The organism is Bacillus sp. bc15, from assembly GCF_900142585.1.
In the GTDB taxonomy this organism is placed as follows: Bacteria; Bacillota; Bacilli; order Bacillales; family Bacillaceae_G; genus Bacillus_A; species Bacillus_A cereus.
In genome coordinates this window covers 234,522-250,625 of the sequence record NZ_FRBJ01000001.1, presented here as the reverse complement: position 1 = coordinate 250,625, position 16,104 = coordinate 234,522, and the positions used below count along the sequence as shown (strand labels likewise).

Genomic DNA, 16,104 nt, shown 5'->3' with positions numbered 1-16,104 from the left:
TTATTACACTTTAGATTCTTCTTTATTTCTGATCTTTAATCTTAATTTCTGCATCTTTGTAGAATGCTAATTTACTGTCATTATACTCTTTTGTAAATTTGTTAAACTGCTCTTTCGACTTTTGTGCTTCCACATTTAATTCATTAACAGTTTTAACTTTTTCACCGATTTCTTTTAATTTCGTTTCTTTTACTTTTAATTTTTCATACAGTTCTTTTTCAGTCGCTAACACTTTCGTGTAATTTTCATTCATCTTTTTGAATGCATCATAACGGTTTTTATACGACTCTTCTACTGCTTTTGCTTGTTTTTGTAACTTCTTATCTTCAATCTTCTCTATATTACTTTGAACAGATTTTGTTTCCTTCTGTGCTTTTTCTAACATTTCTTTTTCACTTTTCAATACTTTTTCACGATCATCTACATTTGCAGTAGCTTGCTCTATTTTCTTCACAACTGCTTCATTATGATCTTTACCTTCTTGCAAAATTTGAGCATATAATTCTTGCCCTTGTTTCTCTAACTGCTCTAATTTTTTTGCTTCATCCACTAAAGATTTTTCTTGTGTTGCTGCTGTTTCAAAAGCTGTATATAGATTTTCTTCTGGCTTTTCACCGAAACAACCTGTTAAAAGTCCTACTGATAATGCTCCTACTACTGCTACTTTTCCATACTTCAACGTTCATTCCTCCATTACATACGGTTATCATGCCAGAGGTTCACTGGGAAGTGATTCTCTTCATGATAAGCTTCAAACTCATAACCCTTTTCTTTTAGCCCCTTTAAAATTGCTGGCACAGCAGCAACTGATTGCGGGTGAATATCATGCATTAAAATTACTTCTTGTGGTTTTGTTGCGTTTGTTAATACATTTTGAGCAATTTGTGCTGCAGCTGCATCAACTGGCATTTTATTGTATTTCCAATCTGATGAATCAATTGTCCAATCCCATACTTTAAATCCGCTTTCTACCACTTTATTTCGAAGACCTTCATTCAATCCAGGCATCGAACCATATGGAGGACGTGTTAATTTAGGTGATTTCCCAATAATATTAGCGATTAAACCTTGATCTTCTTTCATCTCATTTACATACTCGCCATTTTTATATAACTTTGCGAAATTATGTGTCATACTATGCATGCCTACATAATGACCCTCAGCATTTTCACGTTTCACTAAATCAGGAAATTCTTTGACATTCGCTCCAATTAAAAAGAACGTCGCCTTCGCATCATGTTGTTTTAGCGTATTTAATAATTCAGCCGTATATTTCCCTGGCCCATCGTCAAATGTAAGATAAGCAACTTTTCTTTCTTTTCCATTAAAACGACTTGGTGCCGTTTTATTCATTTCAACTTTCGGCTGTTCACTTGCAAGCTGCACTACATTTTCTTGTTTCGCAACAGCTTTTGCTGGTGAAGTAATTGATTGAAACATGTAATACCCAATAGCTACTGCGGCAATCGCTATTAAAACGACTACTATTTGTTTAATTTTTAAAGCTTTTTCCATTCTATCGAATTCCTCTCCCTATTAATCTTATATATAAATCGCCCAATATAATTATACATCTATTTATTTTTATTTCACCATATAAATAGATTTTATTTGTATTATAATGGGAGTTTTATCAAAATTGTTGTTCCTATTCCTTCTTTACTTGTAACACTAAGCGCACCGCCATGAAGCTCCACCATTTTTTTAACGATAGCTAAACCAATACCTGCACCTGCAGCATGATTATTAATTTGGTAAAATGATTGCTCAATATATGGTAAATGTTCTTTAGCAATTCCAATCCCTTCGTCTCTTACCTTAATCACTGCTTGTCCTTCTATTTTAGTCGCTTCAATGTGTATTGTGCTTTTTTTATGTGAATACTTAATTGCATTTTGAACAATATTCAAGAAAACTTGCTTTAGCCTATTTCGATCTCCCATCAATTCAATTCGGTCTATAGTAGTAATAAATTGAATTTCCTTCTCTTCCGATTTAGGAGTTAATTGCCAAATCGTCTCCTCTAGTATATCGTACAATTGCACCTTTTGTTTATATAAATTAAAATGATTTGATTGTAATCTTGAAAAATCTAACAATTCTTCTACTAAATGAATCAACCTATCTGTCTCACCTGAAATAATGCCCATACCTTGCTTTATTTCTTCTTCTGTTAAATGATCTACTGTTTTTAACGTCTCACTCCAACCTTTAATTCCTGTTAAAGGCGTTCGTATTTCGTGCGAAATAGAAGCAATGAATTCATTTTTCATCTGCTCAGCCTTATCTATTTTATAGGCCATATAATTTAAGCTATGTGCCAAGTCACCTAATTCTCCAGGATAATCTTCTTTAATTTTTTGCTTTAATGTGCCTTCTGCAATTTGTGAAGAGGCTTGAATAATGGATTCAATTGGCTCAACAAATGAATTTGCCAAACGTCTACTAATTAAGAAGACGACTCCCGAAATAACAATACCTACAGAAATAGTAAACGTAATAATTTCAATAATCTTTTTATTTACATTTGTTAAAACAGTCGTATATTTTAAAACACCAATAGTTTGTCCTTGATGTATAAGTGGGCTTAGCACCTCTAGTTGTTTTTTATTACCTTTCTTAGTAACTTGATTATACATTTCACCTTCTAATAATGATTGTGGAATATTGACTTTACCTTCTATCTTTTCACCACTTGAAGATTGTATAACCGAGCCGTGACGATCAATTAACTGTAATTCTGTTCCTTCTAATTGAAAGCTACTAATTATGTCACCACTATATTCTTGTAACCGAATAAAGTATAGTGAATTGTATTCTGAAAAAAAACGTGTACTCGTTTTCGCATGAGACTCTATATATTGCACAATACCATTATAATAGTATCGATAAATTGAGACTGAAAATACAACTTCAAATAATACAAGCATAAGTGTAATGACCGTCATAAAATATAAAGTCACTTTCCGTTTCATCTTATACTTTCCTTCCACACATATCCTTTTCCCCACACCGTAAGAATAAATTCAGGTTCTGATGGATTACATTCTATCTTTTGACGTAACCGTCTCATATTTACATCTACCACTTTCGTCTCACCTACGTAATTGGTTCCCCAAATCATATTTAAAATTTCATCACGCGAAACTGGCTTTGAAGCCTGATTCATTAAATACTGTAATATCATATACTCTGTAGGTGTTAAATCGACTAATTGTCCATCTTTATACAATCTTTCTTCTATAATATTTAACGAAAATGGACCTGACGTAACAATATTCGTTTTTTCTTCATGTACTTCTATTCTTCTTAATAAAGACTGTATACGTGCAGTTAATACTACTGGACTAAACGGTTTTGCAATATAATCATCTGCACCTATTCCTAGTCCTTGCACCTTATCTTCATCTTGTACACGTGCGGTTAACATAATAATACCCATTTTTTTATTTTCTTTCCTGATAGCCTTACAAACTTCTAAACCATTAATCCCCGGTAACATTACATCCAGCAGTGCTATATCAACAGTTTGTTCACTCAAAATTTGTAACGCTTCTTCTCCAGTAGTAGCTTCTATTACATAAAATCCAGCACGTTTTAAATTTAAAACAATAAAGCTACGGATTGTTAATTCATCTTCTAAAACTAAAATTTTTGACATAATTCTCACCTCCTACTCTTGTTGATAATCCGCTAGCGGTTTTATATATGCTTTCACTTTTTCAAATTTTGATTGCTTCGGTACTGCATATACGTGAGAAGCCGTTTTAATTGCTGCGCTGTAGCCTTTTATATTGAACCATTCTTTCCGCTTAAAAATATGAACTTCAAGCCATATTTCATTTGTTCTTGTATCCAAAAACTTTTGAGAATTTGATTCTTTTTGCTGATCTGGTATTGTAATTTTCCCTATTAACTCTTTAGGGATTTTCACATAATACCCTTTTTCTATATCTATATATCGTTCTTCAATTGGTTTAATTCCAGATTCACTCCACTGTATGTAACGTTCGAAAAGCGGACTATCACCATGTGATTTATCTTCCCAACCTTTTGGGCGTACAGTACGAACAAATTCAATAATGCCGTCTTCATTAACATCTTTACTTTCTACAACATATTCATTAAATAAATCTTCTTTCCCATCTATAGGTAATACTTCATAATGATCCTGATCAAATTTTGCTACATAAGTTATACCTGAATGAGCCCCTGTTCCCGCATCGATTACAACTGCCTTTAATGATTTAGAAATACGACCCATTTGTATTCTTTGAATACTATTTATATACGGATCAAATGTAACCTCTGACAATACCTTAAACTTTTCAATGAACTGAACCTTCAACTGTTCATCTTTCATATGCGAAACAAGGCTTATGTCTTTAAAACCATTTTTGTTTAAATCATCTATAAATAACTTTGTATACTTCTGTCTATAAAATTCCTTTATATCGTCACTCTCATCGGAAAAAACATACATTGTGTTTTCTAATAAATCACGATTGGTAGTTATTCCTATCAATAGTTCCCTTTTCCCACTCCCTGTGAAATCTCCTACCTCAACAATATCTACTTCTTCCCCATCAAATGTATAGGTTGACTTCATATTCCATCCATTATTTTTCTTCTCATATACGGCTAAATATATATGATAATCTTCATTAGGTATTTTATATACGATGACAGCTTCTTTTTTATTATCTCGCTCGAAATTCATTGACCATGTCGTCTGTTTATCTCTATTAGACATTGGAGTAAGTAAGCGATAATTAACAGGTAAATCTTTATCAATTTGTTCATTTAATTCATTAATCCATTTTTTATTTGTAGGAGCTTCCATTAGACTTGTTGGAGCTTCAGACATTTTACATCCAGTCAATATAAAGATAATTCCCATCATGCTTAACCATTTCTGCATATGATATCTTTCCTTACCACAAATTTTGAGTATGTCCTTTTACTTTTTTACCTATCCATTATACTCATACATATGAGTATAATTTTTCTAAACTAAAAAATCGTTACAGAAAAGTTACAAATACATTCCAAAAAAAAAGATTGGCAAAAGCCAATCTTTTTTTATTATTCGTTTCGAACTGGTTTTGGCGTTACACCTAAATGATCATTTAATTTTTTTGAAATATCTTTTACATTTTTTTCATTTGGAATGTAATAATAAATACCACCGATACGTTTATCTGTACCTTCTATTTGCATTTTTTCCATTTCCAAATTAGATCCTGCCATATTTTTTGTAATGGCAAGCATATCGTCAAATGTTAAGTTCGTTTTCATGTTTTTATCAACCGCATCTAGTAAAGAGCCCATTTTGCTAATTGATTGAACAGACATCGCTTTTTTGGCAATTGCTTCTATTACAAGTTGCTGTCTCTGTCCACGCATTGCGTCACTATCAATTTTACGCGTTCTTGCAAGTGCAAGTGCTTGTTCTCCATTTAAATGTTGGTAACCTTTTTCTAAATGGATCATACCAGCTTGGTCTTTACTATCTTGTTCAGTGAAAGTAACTGGTACATCAATATCAATACCACCAATTGAATCGACAATTTGTACGAATGATTCAAAGTTAAACTTCACATAATAATCAACAGGGACATTTAAAAATCTTTCCACCGTATCGCGTGTGCTTTCTACGCCACCAAATACGTGAGCATGAGTAATTTTATCTAATTTTTTTCTAGTTGGAATATAAACACGTGAATCACGTGGAATACTTACTAGCTTAACAGATTTATCATCTTTATTAATTGTTGCTAATAAAAGTGCATCTGTTCGAACTGCTTCGCCATATTGGCTTTTTCTCATTTCACTTCCATCTACACCCATGATTAATATTGAAATATTATCCTTTAAAGGTTCAACTTCTTTATCACGCTTTGATGACTTTTCAATTTTTGCATACGCATCATTTACAACAGCTTTTGCTTTATTATATATAAACGAACCATATCCTACTCCTCCAAAAATAAGTAGGAAAAATGGAATTAATATGAACCATTTTATTGACTTTCTTTTAGAACGCTTTTTATTACTTCTCGTATTTTGTTCTAATTCAGAGCTCATACCCATTCGCCTCTCTTTCTCTTTACCAAGTATAATGTAAGTCTATTTATCTTCATATTGAATTTCCTTTCATTAACCTTACAATTTTGTAAGGTTACTACTTAAACCCAATATGTATTCCATTTCACATTATACTCTCGTACTTATTTTTGGCAAGTCACTATTTACCAATTTCAAAAATTTAGCACTTCGCAACATGCAAATTTATAAATTCATTAACTCTTTCATTTTAAATTAGGATATCTTTTTCCAGATAAACGATATGAATAAAGAGTCCAGCTAATGATAAAACCTCTATGAATACAGTATATTTCACGTTATTATTTCTCAAACGGCGTATACATGCTTTTCTTCCCCTGATTATCAATAAAAGCCGACTTTGCTTTTATTTTCGTTTTTTCTACTTCCATGTCTTCATTTGAGAAGTTCACAATGATTTTAATATTTTTTCCATAAGAAACAGATTGTACTAGCTTATCTTCTGACAAATACGTAAAATTCGTCATCTCTTCTTTTACTGCTTTTTCATGAACTTCATTCCAAACTTTTAGATGCTCTGTAATTTCTTTTTTATGTTTATTCCACTCTACTTCATCTAAATGGTACAACGGAGGAACATTATACAATAATTCAGACAGCATTCGATTTCCCACTTCATCTTTTACCTTTAAACTTCCCCATTCCCAATGGTGCGTTGTAATAACGGAATCATTGTATACTAATTTATATAATGGTACCGAATATACTGGGTTTAAATACACTTGTTTATATTCTTCTTTCAATAGTACTTGTTTTGCATATTTTTCGGGAACATTTTGATTTGGTGACCAATATCCACCGACATAATACGGACTTGTTTTATTTTTCCGCATATCTTCATCGTCCCATTTAATAACAGGTGTTTCAATTCCGTGTGCAAATGCAATCGTACTACTAGCAAAATCATTTCCACCTTCAGAACCAACGACCATACCCTTTTCTTGTGCAATGTAGTCCATTCGTTTTAAACGTGCTTTTAAATCTTGCTCTTGTGTCGTTATATGTTTCGCTGAATAGTCATCGTAAATTTCACCTGTCGCATCACAATCAATAAACCATGAATTATATTTAGGACCATTTTGTAATATATCATTCATGCGTTCCTTTACACTAGGCAGCGATACAGTCGGGTTTAACTTGCGACCTCTGCCTAAAAAGCCTTGCACCTTTTCTCCGTTTTTCTTCGTTACAGTAGCCACTTCATATAATGATGGGTCATTAAAGGATGCTGTGTTCCAATTTTTATCACTTTTTTCGTGAATGGAATGATATGAATCATACGGACCAACTAAATACCCCATTTCCTTCGCTTTTGTCACGAAATTAGGTTGCATAAATCCTTGTTCCCAGTTCGGCAGACCAATCCACGCTTTTTCTATTCCTACCTCTTTCATTTCCTTTAGTATGTCCGTTCCATCTGCATTACCCCATTTACTTACCTCTTCAACCGCATCACCAAGTAGCGACTTTAATAAATGCTTATTTAAGCTATACAATTCTGTGTTCGTTAAGTGACCTACACCTTTCTTTAATAGCACACTAGCTTCCTGATCAACGTTTTGAAAAATATCCTCTTTATAAAATTCCTTCATGGATAATACTTCGTTTATATAACGTAAAATAACATTTTTTTGATACTTATCAATGAAATCTTGTTTACTTACTTGATCTAATACATTCAGTTCCCCAGGCTCTGAACTATTCTTTTGAATAAGTTCTTTTATATGACTAAACAGCGGGCTATTTATTTGCTCCCTTAGTTTTGGCCAATTTATATTATTTTCTGATAAACCATTTTGATTCCAAAAATAAAAATGCGCCGCTCCATATAACTTTTCGATTTCTTTATTTTTTCTAGCCTTTTCTTGTAATGTTTTAAATTCACCTTTTCGAACAATATCATCCTTATACAGTTTAGCAATGCTTACCGCATCATTATTTGTCACATATAATTGAAATCCATATGTTTTATTTTTATTTATGCTCGGAAATTCATGTGTAAAATCAAATCCTATTTTCGGATCCGAATGAAATTTCAATTCATTATTAAACATATTGTTTGCAATATATACAATTGAATATTTCGAACCATTTAATGCGAAAAACTTCATAGAAAATGATTCAGCAAATGAATATGCATCATCCTTTAAAAACTTCTTCCAATTCTCATCATTGCTCGGAATTTGCTTACCCTCCCATAACGGAAGTGTATAATTTTCAGCTTCTACTTTCGGCCATGTAAAGCTTTCTGCACCAGTCGATTCCACTTCAATGTTTAAGTGGTCTTTTTTCTTTTCTAATTTTATTTTTACTTTTTGATCTGGATATTCCCACGATGTACGATCCTTTTCTTTTTTTACATTCGATACCTTCATTTTCGGTAGGGGTTGTGATGCCTGTTCCTTTACCCCCTCATGTTCTACAGTTAATGTGAATGTTTCTGGATTTACATCATAAGTAAAATCTTTATACGTCGATTTCTTTATTTTAGACTCTTGTACAGCATTACTACCTTTTACGTCACAACCGACTAAAGTCGAAAATGGCATAGTTGTTAGAAGACATATCGCTATCATTTTTTTCATCCTCTGCACCTCCACCAATGAATATACAGGTGGTTTGTTACAGGAATGTGGCAAAAAATAATAGAGCTAGCATTTTGCTAGCTCTGTTTGGAGTATTAAAAGTTGATATGAACAACTATAATTCGCTTAGAAGATATGTAATACAGTAACTGCATTTTTTCTCAACAATTATGAAACTAAACAAATCAAAATTTTAACAAGCATTCTTCAACTGAAAAAATAAGTGTATACAATGTATCCTAAAAGTAGTACTAAAATGATTATTCCTGTACCTTTCCAATTCATACCGCCTGCTATATCAACTGGACTACCCGTTTCCGCTCTATTGAGTCCGTCATGTAAAGAACCCGTAGGATTACTTTTTAATTCACTTTGTCTCATACGCTCTCTTTTTTCTTCTGGTGACTCTTTATTCATTTAATCACCTCCAAAATGAATGCACTCTTTACTTACATTATTCAAAATCAACATTTGTTTTATATTTTTCCGAAAAAACCTAATTTAAAATAGGTTTGCAATGTAAAGAAAGCTAGCCATGCCAGCTTTCTTTACGATCCAATATGCTCTTCCTTATTTACAATAATACCTTTATGGTCGATTTCAAGCTCACATACTTTCATATCTGTAAATACTCTCGCTAATTGCTCAGCGATTTCTTGACGTTTCTCATATGGCGTTAATATAAAAATAGATGGTCCCGCACCGCTAAGTGCTGTGCCGTACGCACCAAATTCTTTTGCGCATTTACGAATAGATGGTAATAACGGTACGAGTTCTAAACGATATGGCTCGTGAAAATGGTCTCTCTCCATCATTTCACCTACAACTTCCCACCGTTTTTGACATAATGCAGCTACTAATACGTTACTTATCGCACTAGCTTTAACTGCCTCATGAAACGGAAACATCTTTGGTAATACAGAGCGACTTTCATCTGTATTTAATTCTTCATTCGGAATAAGAGAAATTACCCCTAATTCCTTGCTCTCAATTCTTACGACGGAAATATCCTTTCCATCAAGTGCTCCAATTACAGTTCCACCTAATATAGAAGCAGCAACATTATCAGGATGTCCTTCAAAATTTGTAGCAATTTGAACTTTTTGATCAGCAGTTAAGTTCAAATTGCCTAGTTGATTCGCAAGCTCTATCCCAGCTACAATCGCTGATGCACTACTTCCTAGCCCTCTCGTTAATGGGATATTACTAGTAACTTCTATTATATGGGGTGATATAGAAGGACATACTTTACATGCCGTGCTAACGATTAAATTTTTATCGTCTGTCGGAATTGATTCTTCAAAGGAATGGATTACTTGCCATTTATCAGCTTTTTCTTTAACCACCACACCTAAATACAATGACAAAGCTATTCCAACTGAATCAAATCCAGGACCAACATTCGCCGTACTAGCAGGGACACGAACGCTAAATGGTATCACGACATAATCACCCCTTTAATATGATCTTTAATTTGTTCTATATCATTTGACACACTTGCGATGTCTAGTTGATTTGAAGAAATAGCGATATCAGGATCCTTCAAACCATTTCCAGTTAATACCGCAACAACTGTTTCTCCCTTTTTGATTTTCCCAGATTGAACATGTTTAATTACGCCGGCTAATGAAGCATTTGATCCTGGTTCAGCGAAAACTCCTTCAGTTTTTGCCAATAACCTATACGCATGTAAAATTTCTTCATCTGATACCATATCTATTTCACCACAAGACTGCTCGGCAGCCTCTACTGCATACGCCCAACTTGCTGGGTTACCGATGCGAATCGCTGTTGCAATTGTTTCAGGCTCTTCAATTACATGCCCTTTTACAATTGCAGCTGCTCCTTCCGCTTCAAAGCCATGAATTCTTGGCTTTTTATAACCTTTTTCTTTCTCATATTCACAGAAGCCTTTCCAATACGCTGTAATATTCCCTGCATTCCCAACAGGGATAGCTAGAACATCTGGTGCATTTTGCAATTGGTCACAAATTTCAAATGCTGCTGTTTTTTGTCCTTCAATTCGATAAGGATTCACTGAATTTACTAATGTAATCGGCTCTTCTGCAGCAATATTTCTTACAGCCTTAAGTGCATCATCGAAATTCCCTTCTATTGAAATAATTTCAGCTCCATAAGCGACCGCTTGCGCTAATTTTCCATGCGCAATCTTTCCTTCAGGGATTACGATTATACATTTCATCCCAAGACGTGCCGCATATGCTGCAGCTGATGCTGATGTATTACCTGTTGATGCACAAATGATTGCTTCTGAACCTTCTTCTTTCGCCTTAGCAACTGCCATCACCATACCACGATCTTTAAAAGAACCTGTCGGATTCGCTCCTTCGTACTTACCATATAGCTGAATCCCTAATTGCTTTGATATATTTAATAACGGAATAAGAGGTGTGTTTCCTTCCATTAAACTGACATCAGGTGTGTTTTCATTCACCGGTAAATAAGAAGCATATTGTTTTAATAGTCCTTTATACATATTGTTTTTCCTCCTCAATAATGTAGTAACTGTTTATTTCACTTGCGACAGCTTCTATCGCTCCTAAAACTCGTTCGAATTGATACTTGGAAGTTCGATGTGTCACAACAACGACTTCTGCCAGTTCACGGTTTAAAGGTAATTGAATAACTTCTTTTAAACTTACAGAATAATTAACGAAACATTCTGTTACTTTTTGCAACATCCCAGGCTCATCTCGTAATGAAATACGCAAGAAATATTTCGAAACTACTTCTTCATCACCTTGTAATTCATAAGGAACTGGTTCTTTTAACGCACTTTTATTTTTCGGCACTTGATTCATATTTTTAACGATGGAAATAATATCACTTACTACAGCAGAACCAGTTGGCAACTTTCCAGCTCCAGGTCCGTAAAACATTACTTCTCCTACCGCTTGACCGTGAACATATACTGCATTAAATTCATTATTTACATTCGATAATGGATGACGACTTGGTAAAAGTGTCGGTTCTACACTTAAATGAATGGCTGATCCTTGTTTTTCTGCTTTCCCAATTAACTTCATAGTAAATCCTAACTTTTCAGCCATTTGTAAATCTTCTTTTTCAACCTTTCGAATCCCTCTTACTTGCACATCATCTAATGAAACATTCATCGAAAAACCTAAGTTTGCAAGAATTGCTACCTTTCTCGCCGCATCTAGTCCATCTACATCTGCTGTCGGATCCGATTCTGCAAAACCTAATTTTTGTGCTTCCTGTAAAGCCTCTTCATAAGACCACCCATTTTGACTCATTTTTGTTAACATATAATTTGTTGTACCATTTACAATTCCCATTATTTTTTCAATTTGATCTGATGCTAGCCCGTCAGTTAGTCCTCTTAACACTGGAATACCGCCTGCTACGCTCGCTTCATAACATAAGTCACAATCATTATCGTTTGCCAGTTGAAGAAGCTCTGCACCATATACAGCCATTAAATCTTTATTTGCTGTTACGACATGTTTTTTATTTTCTAAAGCCTTAACAATATGCTGTTTTGCTTCTTCAATTCCGCCCATTACCTCTACTACAATATCAATATTTGAATCATTTAGAACTTCATCTGCATGACTTGTGACTGCAATTCCGTCAATACAAACATCGCGTTCTTTTTCCAAATCACGTACAACGACTGTTTTCACTTTCACTTTGTATCCTGTATCAAGAGCGATTTTTTTATAATGTTCTTTCAAAATATGAACAACACCACTTCCGACCGTACCTAAACCTAATACCCCAACATTTATAACGTTATTCATCTTCTAATCTCCTCCTACAATTTTATTATTTATCTCTATCAATCACCTTGCGCTGCTTTTTAATCATGCAGGTGGTGGTTATTTCCGTACGTACAAATCGTTCCATGTTACTGCACCTCCTTTCAAAGTAAAAAAACACACCCATCCCTAGGAAAGGGACGAATGTGTTTTCGTGGTTCCACCCTTGTTCCAATCTAGACGTATTTCTCCCTAGATTGCTCAAGTTCAGATAACGGCTGATACCGTCAATAATTAATAGATTACTCGTTCACTATTGAAGTTCAAAGGTGGTAAAATCATTTCTCGTGTTAGGAAGCTCACACCCTAGACTTCCCTCTCTGTAAACCGTAAAAATGATTTCTTGTCCTTATCGTTACTTTTTCGTTCATGTTTATTTGTTAACTCATTATACTCGCATAAAAAACAAAATCAATACTATTTTTCAATTATTTTAAATTTTCAATCTACAAATCCGTAAAAAAACACACTCATCCCTAGGAAAGGGACGAATGTGTTTTCGTGGTTCCACCCTTGTTCCAATCTAGACGTATCTCTCCCTAGATTGCTCAAGTTCAGATAACGGCTGATACCGTCAATAATTAATAGATTACTCGTTCACTATTGAAGTTCAAAGGTGGTAAAATCATTTCTCGTGTTAGGAAGCTCACACCCTAGACTTCCCTCTCTGTAAACCGTAAAAATGATTTCTTGTCCTTATCGTTACTTTTTCGTTCATGTCTATTTGTTAACTTATTATAGTTATCAACTTTTTAAAAAGCAAGCCTATTTTTACTAACTATTTTCAAGAATTTTTTTTATTATATTTTACAATAGCATTATGCAACCGCCACTCAATTTACCTATTTTGTTATTTCTCCAGTTTATAAATCAACGGTTCATATATAAGTTCCCCATTCTAAAACCCGTACATATCCACCTCACAAAACTATATCAATAAAATTTTCAATACAATCTTTTTGTATAACTTTCTTCTAAAGAACGTGCAACATCTTCTTCTGAAGTATTCACTTTCGCATGCTCCAGCAACATTTTTGCTGCTGATGGTAACTCTTTTTTATTTAACCAAGATTCTGGATCCCACATCTTAGAACGAATAAACGCTTTTGCACAATGAATATAACACTCTTCTATTTCAACAACAATTCCAAGCAACGGATTACGTCCATTCGCCTGCATTTCTTTCAAAACTTCTTCGTCGTTTGTAATATACGCTCGACCATTTATTCGAAGCGTCTCCCCAAGACCTGGAATAAAAAAGATTAATCCTACACGTGGATTTGAAATAATATTCAAAATGGAGTCTATACGACGATTGCCCGGTCTTTCTGGAATGATAATTTTATTATTATTTAATACGTATACAAATCCAGGTGCATCTCCTCTCGGCGAAGCATCACACTCTCCTAATTTATTTGCAGTAGATAATACTAGAAAAGGAGATTTAGACAGAAAATCTACGCAATGGTGGTCTAATGATGAAATAACTTTCTTTAACGCTCGCTCACTTGGTTGCCCCAATATTTTCCGTAACTCTTCCTCTGTTGAAATAATCGATTTTATTTCCGCACGCTCTATCCCCACTTATAACCACTCCTTTTTCTTTATTTTCCCAGAATCCAATACAAATATTGTATAATGAAATTTGCAGAAAGGGGAATTAAAATGACAGAGTGGTTAACAATATTTGATCCTGAAAGAAATACACTTGGGAAGAAATTACGTGATGAAGTGCATCGTGACGGTGATTGGCACGAAACATTTCATTGTTGGTTTGTAGAAAAAGATAATGAAGATATGTTTTTATATTTCCAATTACGCTCTAAAAATAAAAAAGAAGCTCCATGTATATGGGATATTACTTCAGCTGGACATATTATGCATGATGAAGATGTACAAATTGGTGGTCTTCGTGAAATTGAGGAAGAATTAGGGCTTTCCTTTCAAACTAATGATTTAACATACAAGGGAATCTTTAAAATAGATTATGAAATTTCAAATCTTACTGATCGCGAGTTTTGTCATATGTATTTTCACAACGTCATCAATCCACTTCCATTCGCACCAGGTGAAGAAGTAGACGATGTGATGAAAGTACATGCAACTTCTTTTCTACAACTATTAAAAGGAGAGATTTCATCTTTAACGACTATTTCAGTCTTAAACAATACACCGATTACGATAACATTTGAAGATATTTATCCGTATGACCTTGCATACTATGAATTTGTTATAGAGCAAGGAAAAGAATTATTAAAAAATAATAGTTTATAAATAAAATAGGACTCCTAGCATAATATTGCGTAGAGTCCTATTTTTTATTATTGTTCAAGTATTTTTAATCTACTCTCTACTTGTATAAATAAACGAATGATTAATAACAGCATAACCACTATAATCGCTATTATTGTATGTGGATATCTAAACAGTATACTAATAACACTTCCAATTAACATCATGATAAATCCGTTTTGCTTCATCACTTCCGCACTATACCTGTTACCCGCATCCCATAATTCCTTATTTTTCATAGATCGTTTCGTACGATAACCATATGCCGCATTAATATCGGTCGGTGGATTTTTTTGAAGAATAATTGCCGCAAGTATAAAAATAATACCAATCAATATGCTTATTCCTATGTTTACTAGTGCATCAATCAATTATATCCCCCCCTAACTTACACTTTCATTATACGACACACCCCTTATTTTTCCAATTTATAACACATTCACTTTCTTTCTTTCGATGTCTGGAACATACTTGGAAGTGTTACAAAACGTGTCCCTTTCGTTTTTAACTGCGGAATGATTTTGTCTAGTGCATCAACAGATCCTTGTAAATGCCCACCTGGAGTAGAATGCTGCAGTATGACACTACCTGGAAATGAATTCCCTAACACATTATTTGTAATCGTATCGGCACTTACACCTTTCCAATCAACTGTATCAACACTCCACTGTACAATCATAAAATTTTGCTCAGTTGCCCAATTCAATTGATTTTCAAGTATTTCACCATACGGTGGACGTATAAATTTAGGAGCATAGCCGGCTAAACGTTTTAATATTTCTTCCGTTTTTATAATTTGATTACGGTACTCAGCGTCATTTACTTTCGCTAAATTCGGATGACTGTACGTATGATTACCAATTACATGCCCTTCATTTGCAATACGCTTTACTACATTCGGAAATTTTTCTGCGTTTTCACCAAGTAAGAAAAAAGTAGCTTTTACATTATGTTGTTTTAACTTATCTAATATTTTTGGCGTGAATTCTGAATCTGGTCCATCATCAAATGTAAGAGCTACTTCCGCTTTATTATACGGTCCTGAAAATGCGTACGCATATTTTTCAACCCATGTAAATGGTGTCCACGATCCACGATCATCTGCTTTCATTTGTACTTCATAGCTTTGAGGGATATATGCGTATGGCAATGCGCTTATATAGTCTCCATAATAAAATGAGTTATATGGCATATAAGCATACGAAACATCTCGTTCTAGTCCCCATTGATATGGAGCAAACATTTCTGGCGAATAAAAATAATACATGATAAAAAACCTCCCTAAATTTTCATATGTG

15 protein-coding genes and 2 other annotated features are annotated in these 16,104 nt (G+C 33.9%); of the genes, 1 reads left to right on the top strand and 14 read right to left on the bottom strand.

The genetic code is table 11. From position 1 onward, the window contains the following. Positions 1-22 precede the first annotated feature (22 nt). The 12 genes from BUA87_RS01255 to BUA87_RS01200 form a co-directional block, all read right to left on the bottom strand. Positions 23-679, bottom strand: a complete 657-nt coding sequence (locus BUA87_RS01255; protein ID WP_000873563.1) for a YkyA family protein — start codon at positions 677-679, stop codon at positions 23-25. A 14-nt stretch (positions 680-693) separates the two neighbouring features. After that, the gene (locus BUA87_RS01250; RefSeq protein ID WP_061661212.1) at positions 694-1,515 is read right to left on the bottom strand and encodes a peptidoglycan-N-acetylglucosamine deacetylase; all 822 of its coding nucleotides are present in this window, start codon (positions 1,513-1,515) and stop codon (positions 694-696) included. A gap of 101 nt (positions 1,516-1,616) precedes the next feature. Then, complete coding sequence (locus BUA87_RS01245; RefSeq protein WP_000824526.1) at positions 1,617-2,975, bottom strand: sensor histidine kinase; 1,359 nt, start codon at positions 2,973-2,975, stop codon at positions 1,617-1,619. Then, entirely contained in the window at positions 2,972-3,661 is a 690-nt protein-coding gene (locus BUA87_RS01240; protein WP_000036074.1) for a response regulator transcription factor, read from the bottom strand. Before BUA87_RS01240 ends, BUA87_RS01245 begins: the two co-directional genes overlap by 4 nt. 12 nt (positions 3,662-3,673) lie before the next feature. After that, entirely contained in the window at positions 3,674-4,921 is a 1,248-nt protein-coding gene (locus tag BUA87_RS01235) for a hypothetical protein (RefSeq protein WP_001174878.1), read from the bottom strand. 164 nt (positions 4,922-5,085) lie between these two features. Continuing rightward, the gene (locus tag BUA87_RS01230; RefSeq protein WP_002093954.1) at positions 5,086-6,087 is read right to left on the bottom strand and encodes an LCP family protein; all 1,002 of its coding nucleotides are present in this window, start codon (positions 6,085-6,087) and stop codon (positions 5,086-5,088) included. Positions 6,088-6,407: 320 nt separating this feature from the next. Beyond that, on the bottom strand, positions 6,408-8,711 hold the full coding sequence (locus BUA87_RS01225) for a glycoside hydrolase (protein ID WP_072938229.1): 2,304 nt from the start codon (positions 8,709-8,711) through the stop codon (positions 6,408-6,410). Positions 8,712-8,918: 207 nt separating this feature from the next. Further along, the gene (locus tag BUA87_RS01220) at positions 8,919-9,128 is read right to left on the bottom strand and encodes a DUF6366 family protein (RefSeq protein WP_001031479.1); all 210 of its coding nucleotides are present in this window, start codon (positions 9,126-9,128) and stop codon (positions 8,919-8,921) included. A gap of 131 nt (positions 9,129-9,259) precedes the next feature. After that, positions 9,260-10,153 (bottom strand): homoserine kinase, encoded by an 894-nt coding sequence (thrB, locus tag BUA87_RS01215; protein ID WP_000612104.1) that lies wholly within the window; start codon positions 10,151-10,153, stop codon positions 9,260-9,262. Further along, positions 10,150-11,208: a threonine synthase gene (gene thrC / locus BUA87_RS01210; protein ID WP_072938226.1), complete on the bottom strand. Its 1,059-nt coding sequence runs from the start codon at positions 11,206-11,208 to the stop codon at positions 10,150-10,152. The genes thrB and thrC overlap by 4 nt, the downstream gene beginning before the upstream one ends. Continuing rightward, a complete protein-coding gene (locus BUA87_RS01205; RefSeq protein ID WP_065228676.1) occupies positions 11,201-12,496 on the bottom strand; it encodes a homoserine dehydrogenase in 1,296 nt (431 codons plus the stop codon). The genes thrC and BUA87_RS01205 overlap by 8 nt, the downstream gene beginning before the upstream one ends. Before the next feature lie 151 nt (positions 12,497-12,647). Continuing rightward, positions 12,648-12,879, bottom strand: a binding site (T-box leader). A gap of 115 nt (positions 12,880-12,994) precedes the next feature. Next, positions 12,995-13,226 (bottom strand) — a binding site (T-box leader). A gap of 233 nt (positions 13,227-13,459) precedes the next feature. Then, positions 13,460-14,098, bottom strand: a complete 639-nt coding sequence (locus BUA87_RS01200) for a pyridoxamine 5'-phosphate oxidase family protein (RefSeq protein WP_071714412.1) — start codon at positions 14,096-14,098, stop codon at positions 13,460-13,462. An 81-nt stretch (positions 14,099-14,179) separates the two neighbouring features. Between BUA87_RS01200 and BUA87_RS01195 the strand changes: the two genes are divergently transcribed. After that, positions 14,180-14,788, top strand: coding sequence for an NUDIX hydrolase (locus BUA87_RS01195; RefSeq protein ID WP_000141352.1), 609 nt, complete (start codon positions 14,180-14,182; stop codon positions 14,786-14,788). A 47-nt stretch (positions 14,789-14,835) separates the two neighbouring features. Here BUA87_RS01195 and BUA87_RS01190 read toward each other — a convergent pair whose 3' ends face one another. Continuing rightward, positions 14,836-15,174, bottom strand: a complete 339-nt coding sequence (locus BUA87_RS01190; RefSeq protein ID WP_025118474.1) for an SdpI family protein — start codon at positions 15,172-15,174, stop codon at positions 14,836-14,838. 71 nt (positions 15,175-15,245) lie between these two features. Further along, a complete protein-coding gene (locus BUA87_RS01185) occupies positions 15,246-16,073 on the bottom strand; it encodes a peptidoglycan-N-acetylglucosamine deacetylase (RefSeq protein WP_072938223.1) in 828 nt (275 codons plus the stop codon). Between the last annotated feature and the right edge of the window lie 31 nt (positions 16,074-16,104).

Excerpts from the sequence above, each read along its gene's own strand:
- BUA87_RS01205 (WP_065228676.1), bottom strand. The coding sequence starts at position 12,496 with ATGAATAACGTTATAAATGTTGGGGTATTAGGTTTAGGTACGGTCGGA.
- BUA87_RS01225 (WP_072938229.1), bottom strand. The coding sequence starts at position 8,711 with ATGAAAAAAATGATAGCGATATGTCTTCTAACAACTATGCCATTTTCG.
- BUA87_RS01240 (WP_000036074.1), bottom strand. The coding sequence starts at position 3,661 with ATGTCAAAAATTTTAGTTTTAGAAGATGAATTAACAATCCGTAGCTTT.
- BUA87_RS01245 (WP_000824526.1), bottom strand. The coding sequence starts at position 2,975 with ATGAAACGGAAAGTGACTTTATATTTTATGACGGTCATTACACTTATG.
- BUA87_RS01235 (WP_001174878.1), bottom strand. The coding sequence starts at position 4,921 with ATGCAGAAATGGTTAAGCATGATGGGAATTATCTTTATATTGACTGGA.
- BUA87_RS01195 (WP_000141352.1), top strand. The coding sequence starts at position 14,180 with ATGACAGAGTGGTTAACAATATTTGATCCTGAAAGAAATACACTTGGG.
- BUA87_RS01230 (WP_002093954.1), bottom strand. The coding sequence starts at position 6,087 with ATGAGCTCTGAATTAGAACAAAATACGAGAAGTAATAAAAAGCGTTCT.
- thrC (WP_072938226.1), bottom strand. The coding sequence starts at position 11,208 with ATGTATAAAGGACTATTAAAACAATATGCTTCTTATTTACCGGTGAAT.
- BUA87_RS01220 (WP_001031479.1), bottom strand. The coding sequence starts at position 9,128 with ATGAATAAAGAGTCACCAGAAGAAAAAAGAGAGCGTATGAGACAAAGT.
- BUA87_RS01185 (WP_072938223.1), bottom strand. The coding sequence starts at position 16,073 with ATGTATTATTTTTATTCGCCAGAAATGTTTGCTCCATATCAATGGGGA.
- BUA87_RS01250 (WP_061661212.1), bottom strand. The coding sequence starts at position 1,515 with ATGGAAAAAGCTTTAAAAATTAAACAAATAGTAGTCGTTTTAATAGCG.